Annotated in this window: 18 protein-coding genes and 1 pseudogene; 7 read left to right on the top strand and 12 right to left on the bottom strand. The window is 44.4% G+C overall.

The features are described 5' to 3' along the window. From HKN88_09625 to HKN88_09610, 4 genes are all read left to right on the top strand, one after another. On the top strand, window positions 1-457 hold a 457-nt coding region (locus HKN88_09625; protein ID NNC98315.1), incomplete at its 5' end, for a DUF2063 domain-containing protein. A 75-nt stretch (window positions 458-532) separates the two neighbouring features. Next, window positions 533-1,186 carry a DoxX family protein gene (locus HKN88_09620; GenBank protein NNC98314.1) on the top strand — a complete coding sequence of 218 codons (654 nt, stop codon included), beginning with the start codon at window positions 533-535 and terminating at the stop codon, window positions 1,184-1,186. A 126-nt stretch (window positions 1,187-1,312) separates the two neighbouring features. Beyond that, complete coding sequence (locus tag HKN88_09615; protein NNC98313.1) at window positions 1,313-2,365, top strand: hypothetical protein; 1,053 nt, start codon at window positions 1,313-1,315, stop codon at window positions 2,363-2,365. Next, on the top strand, window positions 2,325-4,289 hold the full coding sequence (locus HKN88_09610) for a hypothetical protein (GenBank protein NNC98312.1): 1,965 nt from the start codon (window positions 2,325-2,327) through the stop codon (window positions 4,287-4,289). Before HKN88_09615 ends, HKN88_09610 begins: the two co-directional genes overlap by 41 nt. Here the strand turns inward: HKN88_09610 and HKN88_09605 are convergent. After that, window positions 4,286-5,092 (bottom strand): DUF4956 domain-containing protein, encoded by an 807-nt coding sequence (locus tag HKN88_09605; GenBank protein NNC98311.1) that lies wholly within the window; start codon window positions 5,090-5,092, stop codon window positions 4,286-4,288. The genes HKN88_09610 and HKN88_09605 overlap by 4 nt on opposite strands. Window positions 5,093-5,217: 125 nt before the next feature. Here HKN88_09605 and HKN88_09600 point away from each other — a divergent pair, with 125 nt between their 5' ends. Further along, the gene (locus tag HKN88_09600) at window positions 5,218-6,390 is read left to right on the top strand and encodes an EAL domain-containing protein (protein ID NNC98310.1); all 1,173 of its coding nucleotides are present in this window, start codon (window positions 5,218-5,220) and stop codon (window positions 6,388-6,390) included. Window positions 6,391-6,401: 11 nt separating this feature from the next. Here the strand turns inward: HKN88_09600 and HKN88_09595 are convergent, their stop codons facing one another. Next, on the bottom strand, window positions 6,402-7,463 hold the full coding sequence (locus HKN88_09595; GenBank protein NNC98309.1) for a HEAT repeat domain-containing protein: 1,062 nt from the start codon (window positions 7,461-7,463) through the stop codon (window positions 6,402-6,404). 172 nt (window positions 7,464-7,635) lie between these two features. Next, window positions 7,636-8,937 carry an amidohydrolase gene (locus tag HKN88_09590; protein ID NNC98308.1) on the bottom strand — a complete coding sequence of 434 codons (1,302 nt, stop codon included), beginning with the start codon at window positions 8,935-8,937 and terminating at the stop codon, window positions 7,636-7,638. 142 nt (window positions 8,938-9,079) lie between these two features. Here HKN88_09590 and HKN88_09585 point away from each other — a divergent pair, with 142 nt between their 5' ends. Next, entirely contained in the window at window positions 9,080-9,631 is a 552-nt protein-coding gene (locus HKN88_09585) for a DUF3828 domain-containing protein (GenBank protein ID NNC98307.1), read from the top strand. Window positions 9,632-9,662: 31 nt separating this feature from the next. Here HKN88_09585 and HKN88_09580 read toward each other — a convergent pair whose 3' ends face one another. The 3 genes and pseudogenes from HKN88_09580 to HKN88_09570 form a co-directional block, all read right to left on the bottom strand. Further along, a complete protein-coding gene (locus HKN88_09580) occupies window positions 9,663-11,438 on the bottom strand; it encodes a hypothetical protein (protein ID NNC98306.1) in 1,776 nt (591 codons plus the stop codon). 14 nt (window positions 11,439-11,452) lie between these two features. Continuing rightward, entirely contained in the window at window positions 11,453-13,540 is a 2,088-nt protein-coding gene (locus HKN88_09575) for a hypothetical protein (GenBank protein NNC98305.1), read from the bottom strand. A gap of 98 nt (window positions 13,541-13,638) precedes the next feature. Further along, window positions 13,639-14,490 (bottom strand): annotated as a pseudogene (locus HKN88_09570) (hypothetical protein). A 377-nt stretch (window positions 14,491-14,867) separates the two neighbouring features. Between HKN88_09570 and HKN88_09565 the strand changes: the two are divergent. Beyond that, window positions 14,868-15,554, top strand: coding sequence for a hypothetical protein (locus tag HKN88_09565; GenBank protein NNC98304.1), 687 nt, complete (start codon window positions 14,868-14,870; stop codon window positions 15,552-15,554). A gap of 26 nt (window positions 15,555-15,580) precedes the next feature. Here HKN88_09565 and HKN88_09560 read toward each other — a convergent pair whose 3' ends face one another. From HKN88_09560 to HKN88_09535, 6 genes are all read right to left on the bottom strand, one after another. Next, window positions 15,581-16,024 carry an OsmC family peroxiredoxin gene (locus tag HKN88_09560; protein NNC98303.1) on the bottom strand — a complete coding sequence of 148 codons (444 nt, stop codon included), beginning with the start codon at window positions 16,022-16,024 and terminating at the stop codon, window positions 15,581-15,583. Between the two features lie 95 nt (window positions 16,025-16,119). Continuing rightward, window positions 16,120-16,467, bottom strand: coding sequence for a mechanosensitive ion channel (locus tag HKN88_09555; GenBank protein NNC98302.1), 348 nt, complete (start codon window positions 16,465-16,467; stop codon window positions 16,120-16,122). Between the two features lie 173 nt (window positions 16,468-16,640). Continuing rightward, a complete protein-coding gene (locus HKN88_09550; protein NNC98301.1) occupies window positions 16,641-17,036 on the bottom strand; it encodes a VOC family protein in 396 nt (131 codons plus the stop codon). Between the two features lie 74 nt (window positions 17,037-17,110). Beyond that, window positions 17,111-17,680, bottom strand: coding sequence for a hypothetical protein (locus HKN88_09545; protein ID NNC98300.1), 570 nt, complete (start codon window positions 17,678-17,680; stop codon window positions 17,111-17,113). A 112-nt stretch (window positions 17,681-17,792) separates the two neighbouring features. Further along, the gene (lpdA, locus tag HKN88_09540; GenBank protein ID NNC98299.1) at window positions 17,793-19,562 is read right to left on the bottom strand and encodes a dihydrolipoyl dehydrogenase; all 1,770 of its coding nucleotides are present in this window, start codon (window positions 19,560-19,562) and stop codon (window positions 17,793-17,795) included. After that, window positions 19,559-20,566 (bottom strand): dihydrolipoamide acetyltransferase (locus HKN88_09535; protein NNC98298.1); only part of this gene is annotated, 1,008 nt, incomplete at its 5' end. The genes HKN88_09535 and lpdA, both read right to left, overlap by 4 nt.

Here is a 20,566-nt window from a genome sequence, read left to right as displayed (position 1 = left end):
CGACCCGCCATTCATGCTTGAGCTGGCGCATTACGAGTGGGTTGAATTGGCAGTTTCGGTCATGGACGTGGAACCGGAACTGGATAAGATTGATCCTGACGGTGATTTATTGCTGCAGTCACCCTACTTGAATCCAGCCATGGTTTCTTTGGCCTACGTTTATCCAGTACATATGATCCGTCCGGAACACACACCCGATTCAGCACCAGAACAACCGACATTTTTATTGGTATATCGTGATCTGAATGACAAAGTGGAATTCATGCAATTGAATGCCGTCTCCGCCCGCTTGATCGAATTATTGGAACAACAACCCGAGCTTAGAGGTGAACAGGTCATGCAACAGATCGCTCAGGAATTAAATCACCCGGATCCCTTACAGGTGGTCTCCGGAGGATTGGCGATATTACAAAATTTTCGAGAGAAAAATATAGTTCTCGGCACGTTTCGGGACTAAACAAGCAAGGCGTAATAATCATGCCATTACGCAGTTCGTATTAATTGAATAAGTACAAACCCTGTGGAGATAAGCATGCAATCTTTTTATAAGTTGTACGATAGCCTGACCGACCGCCTGCGCAGTTCAACAGACTGGTTATGGCCAATATTATTACGTGCCATATTATTTTATGAATTCTTTTTTCCAGGCATGGGCAAACTGCGTGGCGAAAACTGGTTTAGCGGAATCAATGACAAGTTTCCCTTCCCGTTTAATCAATTCAGTCCGGACTTAAATTGGCTGGTCGCGGGATATGGTGAGGTTGCATTCTCAATATTGCTACTGCTTGGTCTTTTCACCCGTTTTGCCGCGCTTTCAATTTTGGTGATCACAGGTGTAGCCGTCGCCGCTGTGCACTGGCCAGAAAGCTGGAATTCCCTAAACCAGCTTTGGGAAGGATACGGAATAAAATCCAGTGAGGCCGGTAATTTCAAACTTCCTTTATTATATGCCTTGATGCTGCTGCCCTTGATCTTTCACGGTGGAGGCAAACTCAGTCTTGATCAACTATTGCTAAAACTCACCGGGCGTGCGACAGACTATCAACCGAAAGCGGACCTCAATGCCGACGCAGTCATGCTTGCAGTCTTGGGCATTGGCTTGGTCTGGGTAATGCCGAAAACCGGACTGGCTTTACTGATCACAGCACTGGCATTAGCCGTGCTCAAGAAATTTCACGCTAAATAAGTCACGTTCGAACTGAAAAATATGCACTTGCAGCAAAGAAACCGGCATTTCGCCGGTTTTCTTTTATGCTTAAAGCGAGAAAAATACTTTGCAATCATACATACACGGGATTATATTAAACACACTATGAAAACATTGATACAGGGAATTACGTTCGTTTTGTTTGTCATTTTCGTTAATTGGCAAAGTCTTGATGCCAGTCCGCTATTTGACGATCAGGAAATTTTAAATGCGGTGCTTACAGCACCATTAACACAAGCCTATAGAGAAAAGAAACAACAAAAACGCTTATGGCATCAGGGACAGTGGGCCTATACCGATAAAGATGGCTCAACTCAAAGATTGGACATTGCGATCAGAACACGCGGTATTTCACGACGACGAAACTGCAGCTTGCCCCCGTTACAACTGAACTTCAAGAAAAGGCAAACTAAAAGCACCTTATTTGATGGCCAAGATAAAGTAAAACTGGTTTCACCCTGTAAAAACAGGAATCGTGAACAACAAGAACTGATCTTGGAGTATCTCGCCTATAAATCACTGGAAGTGTTAACCGACAAAGCATTCAAGACGCGCCTGTTAAGACTTAGTTACGTCGATAGCGAGAAACGCAAAAAACCCTGGACACATTTAACTTTTGTGATCGAAAGTGAGAAAAATTTAGCTAAAAGGCTGAATTTTGATATGGTACATGTACCTAAGATCAACAGTTCCGAACTAGACCCTGACCATTCTGCCCTGATAGAGCTTTTTCAGCTGATGATTGCAAATAACGATTACTCCATGATCCGAGGTCCGGCCAACAAAAATTGTTGTCATAACATGGAATTGCTTAAACCAAAAAATACAGATTTAGGCATATACCCGATTCCCTATGATTTTGACTCTAATGGTCTGGTGAATCCTGAATATGCAGCGCCGCCTGAAAAACTCCCGATCAAGGACGTACGCCAGCGATATTTCAGAGGCCGCTGTAAGCCTGTTGAATATTGGCATAAAAATATTAGCCATATCAAATCCAGACAAAATGAAATTATGTCAATATTTCAAAATTCCACTGAACTCAACTCACGCTACAAGTCTAAAACAATACGCTATTTACAAAAATACTTTGACATACTAAATGATCCCAAACGTATTGAAAGAGACATTATTGGACGTTGCCTTGGCAAAAAGTAAAGTACCTAGTAAGGCCACATATTTAGCTTGGGGGCTTGCGTTTGCCCTGCTATATCTTGGCTTATGCGAAAGTATATATGCCAGGGATGTATATCCAGAAGAACCCATCCAATGGCAATGGCAAAATATAGATCGCGTTGTTGTATTCCCGGATGTGCATGGTGCCTATCCGGAACTGGTCAGGCTTTTGCAGGTCAGTCGGGTTATTGACGAAAATCTCAAATGGAGTGGAAACAATACCCATCTCATAAGTCTTGGTGACCTACTTGATCGTGGGCCGCAATCGCGCCAGACTATGGATTTACTCATGCGATTGCAACATGAAGCAGCTGTTGCTGGCGGCAAAGTACATGTACTTGCAGGCAATCATGAACTGATGAATTTGGTCGGTGATCTGCGGTATGTTTCAAAAGCCGAATATCGGGAATTTGCATCCGATGAAAGCGCTGCTGATCGCGAAAATGGCTATAGAGATTTTATATCCGGTACAGATCTTACATTTGAGAATCAAAGCCAATCCAGAATGGCGTTTGAGAAAATGTATCCACCCGGGTATTTTGCCCACCGCGATGCATTTTCCGTCGATGGGAAATACGGTTCCTGGCTACTTTCCTTGCCCGCAATAATTACGGTAAACGACATGGCATTTGTGCACGCCAGTCTACCTGAAATGGTGTCACAGCACGGGCTGGAAAAAATCAATCAAGACTATCAAACGATAACCAGGCGTTATATCGAGTTATGGCATGCTTTGATCGAATTAAATGTGCTCACGGATAACCCTAAAGAAAATCCGGAACTACAAGCCGCATCCAGAATACAAAATAGCTCACCATCCGATTGTCTTCAATCAAGGCAGAAAGACTGTCTGGAGCAAGTACAAAGAAATCAACTGCCGACACCTGTTATTAACACCCTCAAGGAATTCTTGGCCTTAAGTGAGCACCCTATTCTCAGCAGCGATAGCCCATTATGGAGTCGTGGTGCTGTTTATTGTCGTGCGCTGCACGAACGCCCGATCCTTGACACTGCACTACAAAAACTCGGCGTTCAACAAGTCATTGTGGGCCATACTGTAACTGCAGACGCACGTGCTCATTCCTTGCATGCGGATAAACTGATCATGCTTGATACTGGCATGTTGATCGATTATTACCAGGGCCGGCCGGCAGCGCTAATTGTTGAAAATGGCAAAAAACTCGTTCAATACCTGAACCCCGAAGAAAAACTGGCACCACTCCATGATCAGTTGCCTGGCTCTTATGGGCTGAGTAAGAAGGAACTGGAATTGGCATTAACTACCGCGCAAATTACCGCGATAGATAAACCCACAGGAGCACAACTCGGTGTAGGCGGGCAGTGGAAAGTACAGCTTTCGCACAACAACAAAAACATCATGGCTTTGTTTTATCCTGATGACCGCTTAAACACGCATAAAAAAGAATTGGCCGCCCACAAACTGGATGAAGTTCTGGGCTTTGAACTGGTCCCGCTTACGGTGAGTCGCACAATAGACAACAATACAGGAGCGTTGCAACTCGAGCATCCGGATTCAATTACTGAAGACTCCCGTATTAAGAATAATACCGGCATCGGGGGCTGGTGTTCTTTGCCTAGACAATATCAACTCATGTATGCATGGGATTTATTAACGGCCAACTCAAACCGTTCAGCCAGTAACATACATTATCGTCAAGATTTAGGGCTGGTCTACCTGACCGATCATAGTAAAGCGTTTGGTCAAAGGAAAACTTTACCTAAAACATTACGCAAAGATCTGGTCATATTAAGCCCTGAGGTCAGAGCGCAGCTGGCAATCCTGGACGAACAAAAATTGCAACAGGCAATGGGCGACACAATCAACAAAAGTGCAATCCGCTCTCTTTTAAAGCGACGTAATGCAATGCTCAAAAAACTTGACTAGTTTTTGGGATTGTCGGTAATGTCAGGCGGGGTAACGGCCGAAATTATCTGATCTGAATTTTCCGCGGTAATTATTCTGGCTTCCTTTTTCTCCTGCCGTGCCTGTTTTTTCTTGGCCAGATACTGAGATTCCAACCCGTCACCAAACATACAGACCAACACTGTGGTGTAATTGAAAAACACCGTCATGACAATGGCAATCTCTACAGATTTTATTCCAGCAGCAATACCAACTCCAATCGCAACAAAAATAAACAATGTATCGAATGTATCACTCAATGCTCTTCTGAAGCGCACGCCTGCCACAATTCCGGCCAAACTAAATGCCAATGCCAGTGAATGTTGTACCACAGTAACGATTCCAGCAACCACAGCTGGCAAGATCAGTGCGGTTTCATCAATCGAATGATCATAAACACTTCCTTGATGAATGGCTTTGTACACCCATGAGACCGGGATCATTAAAATAAAAGTTGTAAACATCGCAAGAAATAATGATTTGGCTGAATTCAACCAGATCGGGCCGTTGGCCAGATTCCGTTGTTGGGTACGCTCCGCGATCGCTTCTAACTCATCGCCATCGCTGCCGAGCAAGGTTTCCTCCAACTCATAAGCTGTTGAGTCCTGATAATTGGTAAATTCACCAATGCCACCGACAGGAAGATCGCGTGTCATGCCGGGGGCTAACCAGACAAACAATGCAACTATTCCAAAAATAATCAAATAATAGACAGTCATCCTGATCAAAAGCATGAAAAGTATACTGGGCTGCCTAAAATTCACATCATTAAAGTTATCTTGCATTCTAATAATCCTTCTGGTCACATATCTATATGTGTCAACAGTTTAACCCAGACCAGCAAGAATGTTAAAATTTATGGAGAAATTATTCGCGTGCAAAATCAATAACATAATGCTATTGTAATCCTATGAAATCACATCGCAAAGAATTAAAACAAGGTGAGATCCTGTTTTCTGAAGGAGACTCGCCAGATTATGCATACCTGATCGAACACGGCGTACTCGAGATCAGCTCGATACAAAATGGCGAACACATTGTATTAGGTGAACTCACTGACGGTCGTTTGCTCGGTGAAATGGCTGTACTTGATGACTCGCCACGAGTTGCCTCAGCTGTGGCCAAAACCGACTGTGTGCTGATAGAAATAGATAAAGACCAGTTTCTGGAACGCTTGATCAAATCCGATCCGGTTGTGCGTTCCTTGCTGGCATCATTACTGCGTCGTTATCGCAGCACTTTGGCAAACTTAAAAGGTGAGTCGCAAACCGAACTTTTCTCTGATACCAATATTTTTGAACGTGTAACGATTGAAAAAATTCGACTCGAGGGTCAATTGCGCGCGGCAATTCAGAATGACGATCTTGACGTGCGTTATCAACCCATTCTCGATGTTGAATCCAATAAAATCGCAGGCTACGAAGCCCTGGTACGCTGGGATCACCCGGAACACGGACAGATCCTGCCAACCGAGTTTGTTACGCTGGCCGAAGAAACCTCTTTGATCTTTGAGGTGGGCGAATACGTGATTGATACTGTATGTGCTGCAATCAAGCAATTCATGCAATACTCCACAGATAAAGTTGTGCCCTTTGTGGCAGTAAATATTTCGGGCCGACAATTATCGCACCCGGGTTTGATCGAGTTAATTACTAACCGGGTTGAGCAGAATCAAATCCCCGAGGAAAGTTTTAAACTCGAAATAACAGAAGGCCTGGCACTTGAGCACAGCGAAGTACAACGCACTATTCAGTTATGTCATCAGCATGGCATGCGGGTCGCTTTAGACGACTTTGGAACGGGCTATTCCAACCTGAGTCTATTACACAAACTGGATTTTGATACCATCAAGATCGACCAGGCATTTGCCAGTGAAATTCTGGAAGATGATCGCTCACTTGCTCTGGTAAAAAGCATGGTCAGCATGTGTAAAGCATTAAATGCAGATGTATTGGTCGAAGGTGTTGAAAACGAGGTAATTTTCGAAATTCTAAGCAACATTGGCTGCAAATATGCGCAAGGTTTTTTTGTGGGCAAGCCACAAAAACTGGAAGAAGTTTTGGAAGCTAGGTTAGTAGGCTAAATCTCAACTGATCAATAGAAAGTGTCTATTGAATTCCATTCAACCGTGTCCAGAAAGCGTTCTGGCGCATTAGACAGACTCTCAAGAGTAATTTTTGCCTGATGTCGTACACTGGCATTCTCATGCTCCAGAAATGGTTTGATCAACTGCACACACTCCTTGCCTTTCAGAAATCCAATACCCCAAATTGCATATCGCAAAGTTTTGGGGTCTTCATCATTTAAATGACGCAAATAGGTATATTGCACATCGGAACCGGATTTACCCAGGTGTAATGTTGCAATTTCACGAATGCTGTGATGAGGGTCAAACAATTTTTCCTTGGCCAGTGGTTCACTACCCCAGCTTTTGATACTTTGCATAAAGGCTTCACGTCGTACCGCGACATTGCGGTCCCTGATGGCAATATCCAGGGCTTTTTGTCGTAAGTCGTCTTCCAGATCCTTAAGCAAATGCGAACATTTAATTCGAATTCTCTGGTGATTATGCTTTAAGCCATTTAGTACAAAGTCTTCAACTGGTGCAAGCTCATTATCTATGACCAATCGGAAACAGGCCGTTGCCAGTTTTTGATCCTTACTTGATATACCATCGAGCAAATGAATGACGTTATCCTGTTCCATCAAATAATTTTCAATGTCCGCTACCAAGCCATCGTGTTTCCAGCGCGTACATTTCTTGAGGTGATAAAGATTCGGCAGGTATTTAACAAAGATAGCCGCGTTTTGTTTGGTGGTTAGATCCACAATCGCCGAAATTGCCTTATTGCGAATTTCAGGCACCCAGTCATTGGCGCGCGCATACAAAATAGGTAGGGTTTCCGGGTCATTCAAAGCGGCAAGTTTGTTGAGCGCATCATGGCGCATACGCCCGTCTTTGTTATAGGCAAATTCTTTGATCTTATGGATCTCACCCGACACCACTAACTCATCCGATCGTTGTGGTTTGCTGGTCTTTGGCTGTAAAACCGCTTCGCTGGTGTCATCAGTCTGAACAGCATCCTCCGACAGGGTCGGGTATTGGCCAGTCAATTGTCCAATGATGCGTTTAAAGATTCCTGGTTTTGCCGACATTATGTAACTCATCCATTATTGTTGACGCTAATCTCTTCACTTTACATTACTTTGCAATTGATTGAAACGTAAATGCTTTATAATCAATTAAATCAATAAGTTAATTAGCACTTATTGTGCAGAATCTGGGTCTATTCAGCGATTTATTGCACCATTTAACAAGCTTGAAATATCAGTCTTCCAGGTGCATGGCCATATAGTCAAAAGTTAAATTCACAAATGCCCGCACGCCGGTTTGCATAGTGGGCTCGTAAATGGTGAAATGCGGGGAATGATTGGAGTATGCTTTTTTAGGGTCGCTGCCTGGTTCTACAGAACCTAAAAACAGGAAAACACCAGGGACTTCATTGGCAAAAAAGGAAAAGTCTTCGGCACCGGTTACCAGATCGGGTGTGATCACGGCGGTTTCACCTGACACTCTTTGCAAGGTAGGCAACATCTTTGCCGTTAATTCCGGGTCATTGACCGTGACCGGATAGCCTTCCTGAATTGTCAGCTCGGCTTTCGCGCCTGCACTCTCGGCAATGTTCGTAGCAATCTTTTCGATACTGGCGTGAATATCATCACGGATGTTCATATCGAAATTACGAATGGTCCCCCAGAGATTCACTTCATCCGGAATAATATTATGGCGCACACCGCCGTCGATCTTGCCCACCGTAACAATGGCCGGAGCTTTGGTGATATTGGTCTGACGCGCAACGATCGTTTGTAAGCCCACAATGATCTGTGAGGCCGTAACGATCGGATCGACGCCACCCCAGGGTCTGGCTCCATGCGTTTGTTTGCCCGTTACTTTCAGTTCAAACATATCTACAGCTGCCATGGCAGGACCCGGTCGAACCGCAATCTGTCCGCCTGGCATATTTAACCCAACATGCATGCCAAAGATCACATCGGGTTGGTATTTTTCAAACAAACCTTCTTTCAGCATTAGCTCGGCGCCGCCTTCTTCACCGGGAGGCGCACCCTCTTCCGCCGGTTGAAAAATAAATAACACATCTCCCGCAAGTTCCTCTTTAAGCTCAACAAGAATCTTTGCCGCACCGAGTAACATGGCAATGTGACTGTCGTGACCACAGGCATGCATTACGCCCACTTTTTTTCCGGCAAATTCGGATGTGGCTTGTGAGGCAAATGGCAATCCGGTTTTCTCAGTGACCGGAAGTCCATCGATGTCGGCACGTAGAGCCACCGTTGGACCCGGCTTAGCGCCTTTCAGGAGTGCGACCACCCCGGTTTTAGCAATTCCGGACACGGGTTTTAATCCAAGCTTTTCCAATTCTTCAGTTATGCGTTTGGAGGTATTGAATTCACGATTACTCAACTCTGGATGTTCATGAAACCAACGACGAAGCTCAACAACTTGAGGATAGACTTGGGACGAGAGTTCATCTAATTGATTTTCCTGATTTTTTGCAAATGCTACACTGGTGAGACCAAGTAGTGCTGAAAACAGTAATAATTTTTTCATAATAGTTTCTACTTTATTTTAAATGTATTATTCAATTCTGGGAGATAAGCCTGCTACTGAAATAATTCACAATTGCCTGTTACTATTACCTACTGGTACAGGGTTTGCTCACACTCTGAATCAATCATAAAAAGATACAGATATGATACAACTATACACAACTTCACTCATAATAATTTGCCTGGCTGTAGTTACTCCAGCTTTGGCTGATATTTCTACTGATGAGTCATTCGAAAGTACGAGCAATGTGGTGAATGCTACCTCCCCAGCAAATATTCCAAAAGTTCCAAAAAAGAAAAAACTCGCACAAAAATTACAAAAACTAGTTGAAGGATTCTATCAAGGCGACAATCTGGAGGCTTTTTGGACGTCTGAGCCTGATATGTACTCAACATTACTCTCAAAACACCTGATCGAGCTATTTGAAAATAACCGTAAGCAACATGATGATCTATTCCTTGGCTTCGATCCTTTTGTTAATGGCCAGGACGCCTTGATCAAAGACCTTGTGGTTTATCCGGTTCAAGTCAACGGATTAAACGCAACTGTTAGAGCATCGTTCAAGAACTTTGATCATGAAATTACTTTGATCTACAGCTTTGTTTGGGAAGGCAGTGTATGGAAACTGGATGAAATGGTGTCAATTTCCGGCGGTTATCGCTGGCTACTCAGTGATGTGCTCATCAATCCGTAACAATGCCTGTAGTTTTGATTGTATATGGGAGTTAAAGTCTGGTCAGGTTGATAAGCTCTTTTACAAATTTTTTAATATCGATGGTGTTAACCATTCGTGAATTTTTTAATGAGAACCATTCAATATTTTCCATAAAGGCTTCCCACCACAACTGATCAATAATTGTTACCGCCTCATCTTGTTCTGAGCTTATCCTCTGATAGGCTTCAGAAAACAGGCTTTCCATCAACTCGTAGCGCCCGGCCAGTTCCGAATACCCCATTGTGAAAGCATATGATTTGACAATACCACCCAAACCGGCACTTGCTGCAATCGCCATGCCTAACACAGCAACTATTGTCGTGGAATAGTTTAAGCCTGCGTATTTAATTAGCAGAAGCAACACTCCCGAGATAAACGAAAGCACGAACAAGCAAAGCCCGATGCGGTTCAATTTTACGAGTTTCCCTCTGTCACGTTGACTCGCGTTAGAAAAATATTTGTGCTGATCATGTACCCAATGATTTTTTACAGTTTGTAATGCATCAGCCGCCACATCTGCAGTCTCTTTATCAATAAGCTTGCTAGCCAGTGGATCATATAACTCTTTTTTGCGAAACAGATTCATTATCCAGCGATTTTCATCCCCCAGTTTACGCAGAAAATAATGCGCTTCTCTAGCTGAATTCAAGACAGAATGGCGTTGTCCGGTTGTTTCCTCAGACACAGCAAAAAAGAAAAACAATCGCGAGGTTTCTCCGAGCAATCGGTATAGCTGATACTTTTTTTGTGCGTCTGTATTCCTTAAACGCATGGAAACCAACAGTGTTATGAGATAAACAACCAGATAACAAACTATCACATAGGTAAAAGGCAGTACCCGGAAATACAACAAAAGTATTAGCAAAAGAATGGCTGTTAGTGTGAAGAAAATTTGCGTGTAAGCACGAAATGATTTTTGATAACTATTAGCAACATTATCTGACTTTCTATAGAGCCTGTGTAAAAATCTTAGATGCAGGGGTAATTTTGATTCTTCATGCGTAGTTAATGGATAACCCGGTTCAGTAGCATCCGCAGTGGTTTGATTATATTTTTCAATCTGTGATAACAATTCCAATCCGGCAATCGAACCTGCATAAGGAATATTCTGAATATCCTGAGCACGTTGACCTGATTCAAGATAAACCATTTCTCTTTCAGATTGCTCTTTACTTTGGTCTTCACTCCGGCGAAGCGTGTCAATATGAATAACCGCTTTCTTATCACGGGGCCAGTGATCGGCTTCTAGTTGCGTCTTAAGACTGGGAAACACATTATTAACAGCATAATTCACAACCTCGGCAGTGCCGCCGGTCAGATCATTGGTTTCTCCATTCCACAGCGCTAGCATCAGGTCACTGTAATCAACCAACCATTTACCCACATACGCATAACAAAGATCTCTTTGTGCTTGCGGGTCGAATTTATTAAGAGATTTATGACATACCGCTGTATCAAACAATCGATCAAACCGCTTACGTTGCTCAGACGTGGAAAAATCTTTGCCGTATTCATCCTGAGTCATCGGCAAAACAGCATAAATTTCAACGCCTTGCTCAAGAGCAACTTCTGCGGCCAACTGATCGGCACCTTCAGCGAGTGGTGTCAACAGGACTAGAGGACTATTGGGATAACTGATTTTTAAGTCTGTAAAAACTTTTGTCAATTGCTGCCGTATACGGTCAATGGTATCAGGATGTATATTCCTGTGCCCGGTGATTCCTATTGCAATGGGAACCTGATCATTAAACAGATTCGTTGATTTAGGCTTAGTGTCAATGGTCATGAATTAGCGATTGCTCAAAAGAATGACTGTATAAACCCGTACAGCATAACCAGAACAGTTCCGACCAATATCCATCCCAGTGCAGCCAAGAACCCGTAGGCAATTTTTTCTCCCAGTAACAATTCCGGATAAGCATATCCGCGAGATTTCAGTAGCGAGCGCACACCTCTAGTGGCGCGGTTCCAGAATCCCATGCTTGCAATTCGCGACCCTACTGAAGGCGGATCAGTCTTAACCCAGTGGGCATTCCAGTCTTGATCAAAGGCAATAAACAGGGATTCACCTACTTCACCAGGTAATGGTTTTTCCAAAGTTTCATTTAGCATGGCTTGTGCACCTTGCCAAATCTCTTTGCGCACACTCATTTTCTTGTCATAGAAGGGCATGGCGATGATAAGTTTTTCCGGCGGGACAACTTGTACCAAACGTGAAATTTCCCAGCGTAGCCCTTTTGTATCCCCGAAGGTCCAAATAACCAGATCGGTTTTATCGATCAGTTCCAACACCTTGTCTTGCCATTCATCATCGGTCACATAAAGACGCGAGGCACCAGTGGTTGCAAGTTTTTCGCCTGGCCGCCCAATAGCAACCATCTCGCCAACTCGGCCAAAGGCTACTGAAAGACTGCTTTCCCAAGGATTGATCGAGACACTCAGACCGCCGGGCAGCACTATGTCTTGTTTATCCTCTTCATCCAACTTAAAGGAACGCAAGTATAAAAATAATGGTCGTTCGCCTGTATGATTTTGTACCAGTGTTTCGGCATACAGCATTTGTAATTTACGTCCACTGCTGATGAATTTTATACCCAAAGCAGCCATCAACAATCCAACGATATAAAAAATGATTGCACCATCCGGACGATCCAGACCCAATGCACTGCCATAGCGGGTCAGCAATGCACCCACTGAACCAACAAGAAGAATAAGCAAACCGATTACGGTATATAATTTCCCCTTTTTAGGATTGCGCTCCGGAAGTGACGCCTTACCAGCTTGCACCGTTTGTTTAGGCTTTAATAGATAGCGCAACAAGAGCCCGACGAGTAACAAAAGTAAACTGCCAACTACGAGTACCTTGCGAAAATTACTTTCGCCTCCGTAGGATTCCAGCAAATTTCGCATCTGAGTATCATCGCTAATGTCCCAGGCACTTTTCCAGTTTTGAATCCAGATATTGGGGTCTATGCCATGCTTCAATAAGATTTCAGCACCTTGGTAATGATTGTTTGCGACAAAGTCCTGCAAGTGATAATCAATATCCGGATTTCTTTCGATCTGACTCAATATCCATTCGAGCATTTGCATATGCTCCGGCTCGGCTCTTCCCGTGTATGGACTGATCTTGCGCACCGGATGTGAAAACCATTCGGATGGATTGAGATCATAACCGTGCTCTACAAATAGTTTCAAGGCTCCCAGATTACCCGCCGCGATCGCAATGCCCACCGGAGTATCACTCAGATAATCTTCGCCGGTATCCCAGGCGTGTGGATTGGACCTGAGCAACTTTTTGAGATGTCGGGTATCGGGATTGCTGGCCAAGTCGTAGATCTCATAACTATAGACGGCTCGTGAATTATCGGGATAACTCGCTTTTGGCCAATATTCGGTGCGTTGGGTAAATTCACCCGCTTCATCAGACTCGTAATTACGATGATCGGTGGTTACTTTGATACCCTGCCCGGTCATTTCATAATCGATAGTGTAGGCGCCGGTTGTACTGAACACGGCGTCCTCGTTATCTCGCAAGGGTGCGAAAACCTGCAACAGCCTGCTATGTGCGCCCACGTGACAAACGGCCATAACCAGCGGCTCATTCGGATTTTCCTCCAAGGTAAGACTGGACACACCATCTGTGTCACAGCCATCTTCTTCACCGGAACAGAACATGCAACCGGACAGTTCGTATTCCGTCAATGGTGCGACTTTGTCGTTTTGAAATATTTGTAAGATATCCGGTGCTTCACTTTTGATCTGCCAATAATAGGAGGTGATCTGTATCGGGTGTTTGTAATCCAGAACGGGTTCATCAGCAGTTAATGGCCATGTAAAAACTAACAGACTTATTAACAATATCAAAAGGTATTTTACAGTTCGCATAGTGGTACTTTAATTTTAATTATTGGGATTAGACTCCATTCCAATAATAGCATTAAATGAGCGAATTGCTGCTTAGAATTATGCGGTAACGACTCTGTCTAATTTTGTTTATTTCTTATGGGAGATGATAACTCCACACCTTCCGCCATGTAAATATCATCATAGAGAACACCGCCATTTCCGTAGGGCTTATCTTTTGGGCCGGTATTGCAATTGGCTAGAAAATATTGCAAGGATAATTCCCGCCGCATTCTAAAATCTGCACCTTGGTAAACCAGTTGCTGTTCGTCGAATTCGCCACCACGTAAATAAACATCATAGGCTTGGCCACCTTCACTACTTGGTTTATTGTTCACGACCATCCAGACTTCGTACCAGATCATGGGCTTTAATGGCTCAGCGTCTTTTTGATTTAAGGAATTGAATATTTTCGCTTAGCCTTTGTCCTGCTTGACCATTAAGGTACCGTCATTTCTGGAACCGTCTGACTCGGCTTTGTCAGTGATCCTGAGACTGGGTTCAAAGGCGTTGTAATCATGCTCGGCAATGCCTTTAGCGGATAGATTACTTATGCCAAATATGTGATTATTGGGAAATGCCTCAATGGCAAAACGGGAATAAAACGTGTATATATCGCCAACTTCAACAGCCACCGGAAGCTTAACGTAACTTAAGGCTTTACGATTACCGACCACACCGTCTGCAGCCGGTTTTTTTAGTAGATAATGATTACCTGATGCTTCTTGCTTGATTATTGTAATTTGAGGATTCGCAATTTTAGGATTGGTATCGTTGCGAGTGTCTTTATTGATCCAGGCGGATAGATCGTTCGATTCGAAATCATCAACAAGCAACCACGCAGGTGTATTTGTTTTACCGGTGTCGTAGTCAACCGTTGTACAGGATGCTAGTGAAAGAATGACTATCAATAGTAATGATTTCAGTTTCATGTTTGTAAATTGCAATTAAAAGGCTGACTTATACTTACTCTACTTTGACTCAATTTATTAATGTTTAACAATTATTGGTTTACCATTGTTTGACCATTATCCTGGAAGAGTACATTGGGTGCGAAAACCAGTAATAAAAGACTCAAAAACCTATGTGGTTTGTGATTTTCATGGCGTACTTTGGCCATGAAATAAATCATTAACGACTATAACGATCGAATCGTATTAGGGAAAAGAAAATAGTGTAGAATTTGAATTGTATCTTTAATTTATATTTCACGATGAATCCACTCTTAATAATTTTCACTTTAACACTCTCAAGCACAGCAATAGATGCCAATCAGTGCCTTGTTGAGCCTGGCGCCTACGCAAAAGGAATGGAAAATAACGCAGTCAAATCTTGTGACTATGAAGTTTCTGCAGTTGAAGTTCCGGCATTAGAAATTACTATATTAGAAGTTCCGACATTAGAGATGGACATTGAGGTACCTGAACATAAAGCGCCTGACTACACACGCGAGATCAAGCTTAGTCCGACAATTCGCACAGAATCACTTGCCGATGATGACTTGGTAAGAAAGCAAAAGGCATTAAATAATATTGATGCCTTCACCAAACCCTATCAGCGTCGCGAGCTAGATGATCGCAATATACAAGACCGTGGTCAGCACAGTTTGGACAACTTCCATTTACCCGCGTACACCTGTGCACTGCCCAAAGTGGACAATCTGGATGCCGTATCTCAACACTACGACCGCGCCAGTATCGCGATACTGGATAATGATCTGAAAAACTATTTTCATTGCATTAACCGAGCGGCTGAAACCGAGCGCGATTCTTTTGTGCAATTGATCACTGGCAAACTGGACGGGCAAATCGTGATGCGTAAAAACAATCGCTTGCAATGGGCCGTGTTACCCAAATACACCGAGCAGACGCAAAACATAATGCACCATATCAATCAACAGTATCAATACCGATATGCCGATTATCAGGCAACCTTTGAACAGTTACAGCATGTCATCAAGCAATGGACCCGGCATGAGGCATTGAAATCACAGTAGCAAGGTCCGAATCAGTTGTAACGGGATTACAACACCGGCACATTCACAACTTCACATTCCAGCTCAACTTCGGCGCTCATGGAGTTAGTGACCAGACAAGCCGCTTCGGCTTTATGCAAGAGTTTTTCAGCCTTTTCAACCGATCCATCCTGAGGAATACGCAGCTTTACCGTCGACAGGACCTTGGTGAACAATAATTTTCGCTCGACTTTATCCAGAGTTCCCCGGGACTCGCACTCAATCGATAGCCACTCGAGTTTTGACGCTCTGGCTATCGCCTTGAAAGATAAAACCAAACAATTGGCTGCTGCGGCCATGAGTAAGTCTTCGGGTGACCAAAGATTACCGGGACCACCAAAGGCCGCAGGTGGCGCGGCTTCAAAGCTTGGCAGGTTGTCTGCTTCTACCGTTACATGACTGTCGGGTTTGGTGCTGACTGAAACCGTGTACAAATGGGGGAAATCTTGCATGGGAAATCCTTAGAGTTATTTATTATTAAGGACAGTTTAGGCATAGCGCATAAGTAAACTTTGATCTGGCTCAATAAAACCCAGAACAAATATACCTAAGGACAAATAAAACAAACAGTATTACCACTCGACGTTTCTGTTTCTGCAGTTGACAACAGTGCAGCAATCCCGACCACAGCGCCAATCCAAATTGCATTCTTGGTTGCACTGAATTGCTTGACCTCCAAGCGAGCGATATCCGAAATAGCGATATTCAAGTCTCTACCTTGTATATTCGTGTTGCTTAGTTTGCTAACTGTAAACTTGTGCACTGTGCCATCCGTTTTAACCACTCGCACTGTGTCGCCGATATTTATCAAATCACCTGAGGAAATTCTTGCTTGCAGATCATACGATGTATATTCAACGGCCCGCATGGAAGTACAGCCTGAAATCAGCAGCATAGACGCAAACACAATTACTAGATTTTTAATTTTTTACTCCATTGTTTCGTCGATACTTTTAAAGTTATTTGATTTAGTTTTTTATAGCATTGAAAAAGGCTTTTTTATCGATTAAACCAATCAGGTTGATTAATGTTTTAAAAATATGAAAAGGTCTACTTTTGGGCGTGTCGCTACTTTAGGCTGGAATTTGACACGATGAAATCGTGATCATATGTCGTAATTTCAAAATGATTCTCATAAGGATCACGGAAATAAAGTGACCAGGCTTTACCGTGGTCATTGCAGCGATCAAGGATTTCCAATTTCTCCAGATGGGTTTTCCATTGCAGAAAATCCTCACCGCTAACCCCAAACGCCACTTCGGTTTTGGACTCCCTGTCGCGCTTGAATAAAGCAAGATGTACCTCACCATGGGATATGGTCAAAGGACCACCGGGATGCTCGGCCCAAAACTCGAATTCCTTGATGATCGAAAACCCGAGATTCTGTTTGTACCACTCGGCGGCAACGTCGCGTTCAGGGACGTAGATGTGGACGTGATCGATTTTATTCAGAACTGGAATCATTAATCCTTATCCTTAGCTTTTGAGAAGTGACTATAGCGTGGCTATACAAGTATCAAACTCTGACACATTACAAATTATTCAAGTATGTGCGTTTTAATTATCGTATGGCCATTGTCTTGGAAGAATACATTGGGTTTTGTCAGACCTTTCATTTTCCAGACCATAATCTTAAACAAAAATCGTAATGTCGTTCGCAATTCCGAGTGATATGTGTCGCTCTTTACAAAGCCGGGTTTAGCAGATTTTGTCTGTACCGCACCATAGACCGGGCCGAATAAAGCTTCAATGCCTTTTGTCATGTCGACAAAATTATGGATTAGGCCTATAAATGGAACACGGGAAGAAACGGTATTGCCGATTGGGGTTTTACAACAGCCTGTATACCAACGATACAAGCCTTTGGGCGTTAAACGTAAACATTGAAGATGTTCGAGGCCTTGTGTGATCTTAATAGATGAGATTGGTAGTTGCACAATATCGGTACCACCATATTCGTCGAGAATGCTTTTGTCTTCTCCTAAGTGCCTCGCAAATGTCTGACAGTCGTCACAATAGCAGTTGAGGCGATTGCCCAAGGATGGCGTTACATTTTCTATAAGGCCTTCTACCTGGCCGCAATTGCACTTTAAGGGGATGTTTGTCATGTTTATTGAAATTAATGTAATCCATTCCCCGACTAACTCGGCACAATCTCACAAGACCAAAATTATCCTGTTCAAGTGTGACCTTAATCTGAAATTACCTTAAGTGTTTATTCTACTTCCTTTTCGGAATATACAAATCCGTAATTGTCCCTTCAAACACTTCGGCCGCCATCGCAGGTGTCTCTGACAAAGTCGGATGCGGGTGAATGGTTAAACCAATATCCTCGGCATCGGCGTTCATTTCGATGGCCAAAGCCATTTCGGCGATCAGTTCGCCAGCGCCAACACCGACAATACCGGCACCCAGTACACGATTGGTTTTTGGATCGAACAACAACTTGGTGGAACCATCGGTACGGCCATTGGCCAAGGCGCGACCACTGGCCGCCCAGGGGAATACGCCCTTCTCGTATTTAATGCCTTGCGCTTTGGCATCGGTCTCGGTCAAACCCACCCAGGCAATTTCCGGATCGGTGTAAGCCACCGATGGAATCACCCGCGCATCGAAATATCGCTTATGCCCGGCAATCACCTCCGCCGCCACTTTGGCTTCATGTGTGGCTTTATGTGCCAACATCGGTTGACCGACCAGATCACCAATGGCGAAGATATGATTTACATTGGTACGCATCTGTTTATCGGTTTCAATAAAACCACGCTCAGAAACATTCACACCGGCTTTATCGGCATCAATAACGCCACCATTGGGTTTACGACCAATGGCCACCAACACTTTGTCATACACCGCTGATTCCGGTCTTTTGTCGCCCTCAAATTGCACATGTATGCCATCGTCTTTTGCGTCCATACCTTTAACCATGGTTTTCACCATAATACTGGCACCCTGACGTTCCAGACGTTTTTGTAATGGACGCACCAGATCTTTGTCACAACCCGGGATCAAACTGTCGGTAAGCTCGACAATGGTTACTTTCGAACCCAAGGCCGAATACACGGTTGCCATTTCCAAACCAATGATGCCGCCACCAACGACTAACATATTCTCTGGAATATCTTTCAACTCCAAAGCGCCGGTGGAATCAATTACGCGTTCATCGTCTGGCTGGAAAGGTAAATTAAATACTTCGGAACCTGCCGCGATAATACAATTCTCGAATTGAATAACCTTAGTAGAACTGTCGTCGGCAGTAACTTCAATGTGATGCGGCGATACGAATTTGCCATTGCCATGCACCACATTCACTTTGCGTTGCTTCGCCATACCCGACAGGCCCTTGACCAGTTTGCCGACCACTTCATCTTGTTTCCAGTTACGCAGTTTTTCCAGATCGATCTTCGGTGGCGCGAAAGTAATCCCATGCGCCGACATGTCGGCGGCATCGTCAATCACCTTGGCCGCGTGCAACAAAGCCTTGGAAGGAATACAACCCACATTCAAACACACGCCACCCAAGACCGGCCAGCGTTCGATCAAAGTAACCTCTAAGCCTAGATCTGCCGCACGAAAGGCAGCCGTGTAGCCACCCGGCCCGGCCCCGAGGACGACGACTTTGGCGTGTTGATGCACTTCACCTTGATAGCTCGAAGCGATTGCAGTCGGAGTCGCTTGTGCTGCGGAAGACTTGTCTGTCGCTGATGAGCTTGCAACCGTTGTCGATTCCGATTTTGAGTCTGAAGCAGACTCAGTCGCCTCAACCTCGACCACCAAGCTCCCTTGCGATACTTTATCGCCCACCTGGATGTGCACCGCTTTCACCACACCGGCGTGGGTAGCTGGCACATCCATCACTGCCTTTTCGGTTTCCAGACTGATGAGTGGCGATTCAACTTCAATGTCGTCACCGACTGACACAAAGACTTCGATCACATCCACATCGGAGAAATCGCCGATGTCGGGGACTTTAATTTTGACCAGGTTCATGGTGACACGCCTGTATCATTCAAACCATCGGCATTTTCCAGTTCTTTGGCCAAGGCCGTGGTAAAACGCACAGCATTGGCGCCATCGATCACGCGATGATCGTAAGATAAGGATAAAGGCAATATATTCCGTGGCTGGAAATTCTCGCCATCCCAGACCGGTTCCATTTTGGAACGCGCCACCCCGAGAATTGCCACCTCAGGCGCATTGATGATCGGGGTAAAGAATGTCCCACCGATCGAACCTAAGCTAGAAATAGTGAACGTGCCACCTTGCATGTCTTTGGCGCCCAGTTTTCCAGCGCGGGCTTTCTCACTCAGTTCACCCATTTCTTTAGCAATCTCGAACAGATTTTTCTGATCGGCGTTCTTGATCACCGGAACCACCAAGCCTTTAGGCGTATCGGCCGCAAAACCGATGTGATAATAATTCTTGTACACCATGTTCTCGCCATCAGCCGCCAATGAACCATTAAAGGCCGGGAACTCTTTGAGCACATTCACTGCGGCTTTAATTAAAAAGGCCAATGGCGTTAAGCGCGCGCCCTGCTCCAGTGCCGCGGGCTTTAATGCCTTACGCAAGTTATCCATGTCGGTGATATCGGCCGTATCGTTCTGGGTAACGTGCGGAATATTGACCCAACTGGCGTGGAGGTACTTACTCGAGAGCTTTTGAATACGAGATAAGGGTTTAACTTCGACCTCACCGAACTTGGAAAAGTCAACTTTGGGCACTTCTGGTAAAGCACTTGCGGTACCCAATGAGACCTGGCCCGACAAAATCGATTTAACAAAGGCTTTAACATTGTCGGCGGTGATACGACCTTTATTACCGCTGCCTTTAACCTGACCGAGGTTAACGCCCAGTTCGCGTGCCAGTTTACGTACCGAGGGCCCCGCGTAGGCGGATGCAAAACTGCTTTCATCGATTGGCGGCAAGGCGCGCGGTGCGGCCGCTGGTGTGATGACCGCCGGGGTGGTTTGCTGGATCGGCTTATTCACCCC

The organism is Gammaproteobacteria bacterium (assembly GCA_013001575.1).
GTDB lineage: Bacteria > Pseudomonadota > Gammaproteobacteria > Steroidobacterales > JABDMI01 > JABDMI01.
This window is presented reverse-complemented; position numbering and strand designations above follow the sequence as displayed.

Excerpts from the sequence above, each read along its gene's own strand:
- HKN88_09620 (NNC98314.1), top strand. The coding sequence starts at position 533 with ATGCAATCTTTTTATAAGTTGTACGATAGCCTGACCGACCGCCTGCGC.
- HKN88_09615 (NNC98313.1), top strand. The coding sequence starts at position 1,313 with ATGAAAACATTGATACAGGGAATTACGTTCGTTTTGTTTGTCATTTTC.
- HKN88_09605 (NNC98311.1), bottom strand. The coding sequence starts at position 5,092 with ATGCAAGATAACTTTAATGATGTGAATTTTAGGCAGCCCAGTATACTT.
- HKN88_09600 (NNC98310.1), top strand. The coding sequence starts at position 5,218 with ATGAAATCACATCGCAAAGAATTAAAACAAGGTGAGATCCTGTTTTCT.
- HKN88_09595 (NNC98309.1), bottom strand. The coding sequence starts at position 7,463 with ATGTCGGCAAAACCAGGAATCTTTAAACGCATCATTGGACAATTGACT.
- HKN88_09590 (NNC98308.1), bottom strand. The coding sequence starts at position 8,937 with ATGAAAAAATTATTACTGTTTTCAGCACTACTTGGTCTCACCAGTGTA.
- HKN88_09585 (NNC98307.1), top strand. The coding sequence starts at position 9,080 with ATGATACAACTATACACAACTTCACTCATAATAATTTGCCTGGCTGTA.
- HKN88_09580 (NNC98306.1), bottom strand. The coding sequence starts at position 11,438 with ATGACCATTGACACTAAGCCTAAATCAACGAATCTGTTTAATGATCAG.
- HKN88_09575 (NNC98305.1), bottom strand. The coding sequence starts at position 13,540 with ATGCGAACTGTAAAATACCTTTTGATATTGTTAATAAGTCTGTTAGTT.
- HKN88_09565 (NNC98304.1), top strand. The coding sequence starts at position 14,868 with ATGGAAAATAACGCAGTCAAATCTTGTGACTATGAAGTTTCTGCAGTT.
- HKN88_09560 (NNC98303.1), bottom strand. The coding sequence starts at position 16,024 with ATGCAAGATTTCCCCCATTTGTACACGGTTTCAGTCAGCACCAAACCC.
- HKN88_09555 (NNC98302.1), bottom strand. The coding sequence starts at position 16,467 with ATGCTGCTGATTTCAGGCTGTACTTCCATGCGGGCCGTTGAATATACA.
- HKN88_09550 (NNC98301.1), bottom strand. The coding sequence starts at position 17,036 with ATGATTCCAGTTCTGAATAAAATCGATCACGTCCACATCTACGTCCCT.
- HKN88_09545 (NNC98300.1), bottom strand. The coding sequence starts at position 17,680 with ATGACAAACATCCCCTTAAAGTGCAATTGCGGCCAGGTAGAAGGCCTT.
- lpdA (NNC98299.1), bottom strand. The coding sequence starts at position 19,562 with ATGAACCTGGTCAAAATTAAAGTCCCCGACATCGGCGATTTCTCCGAT.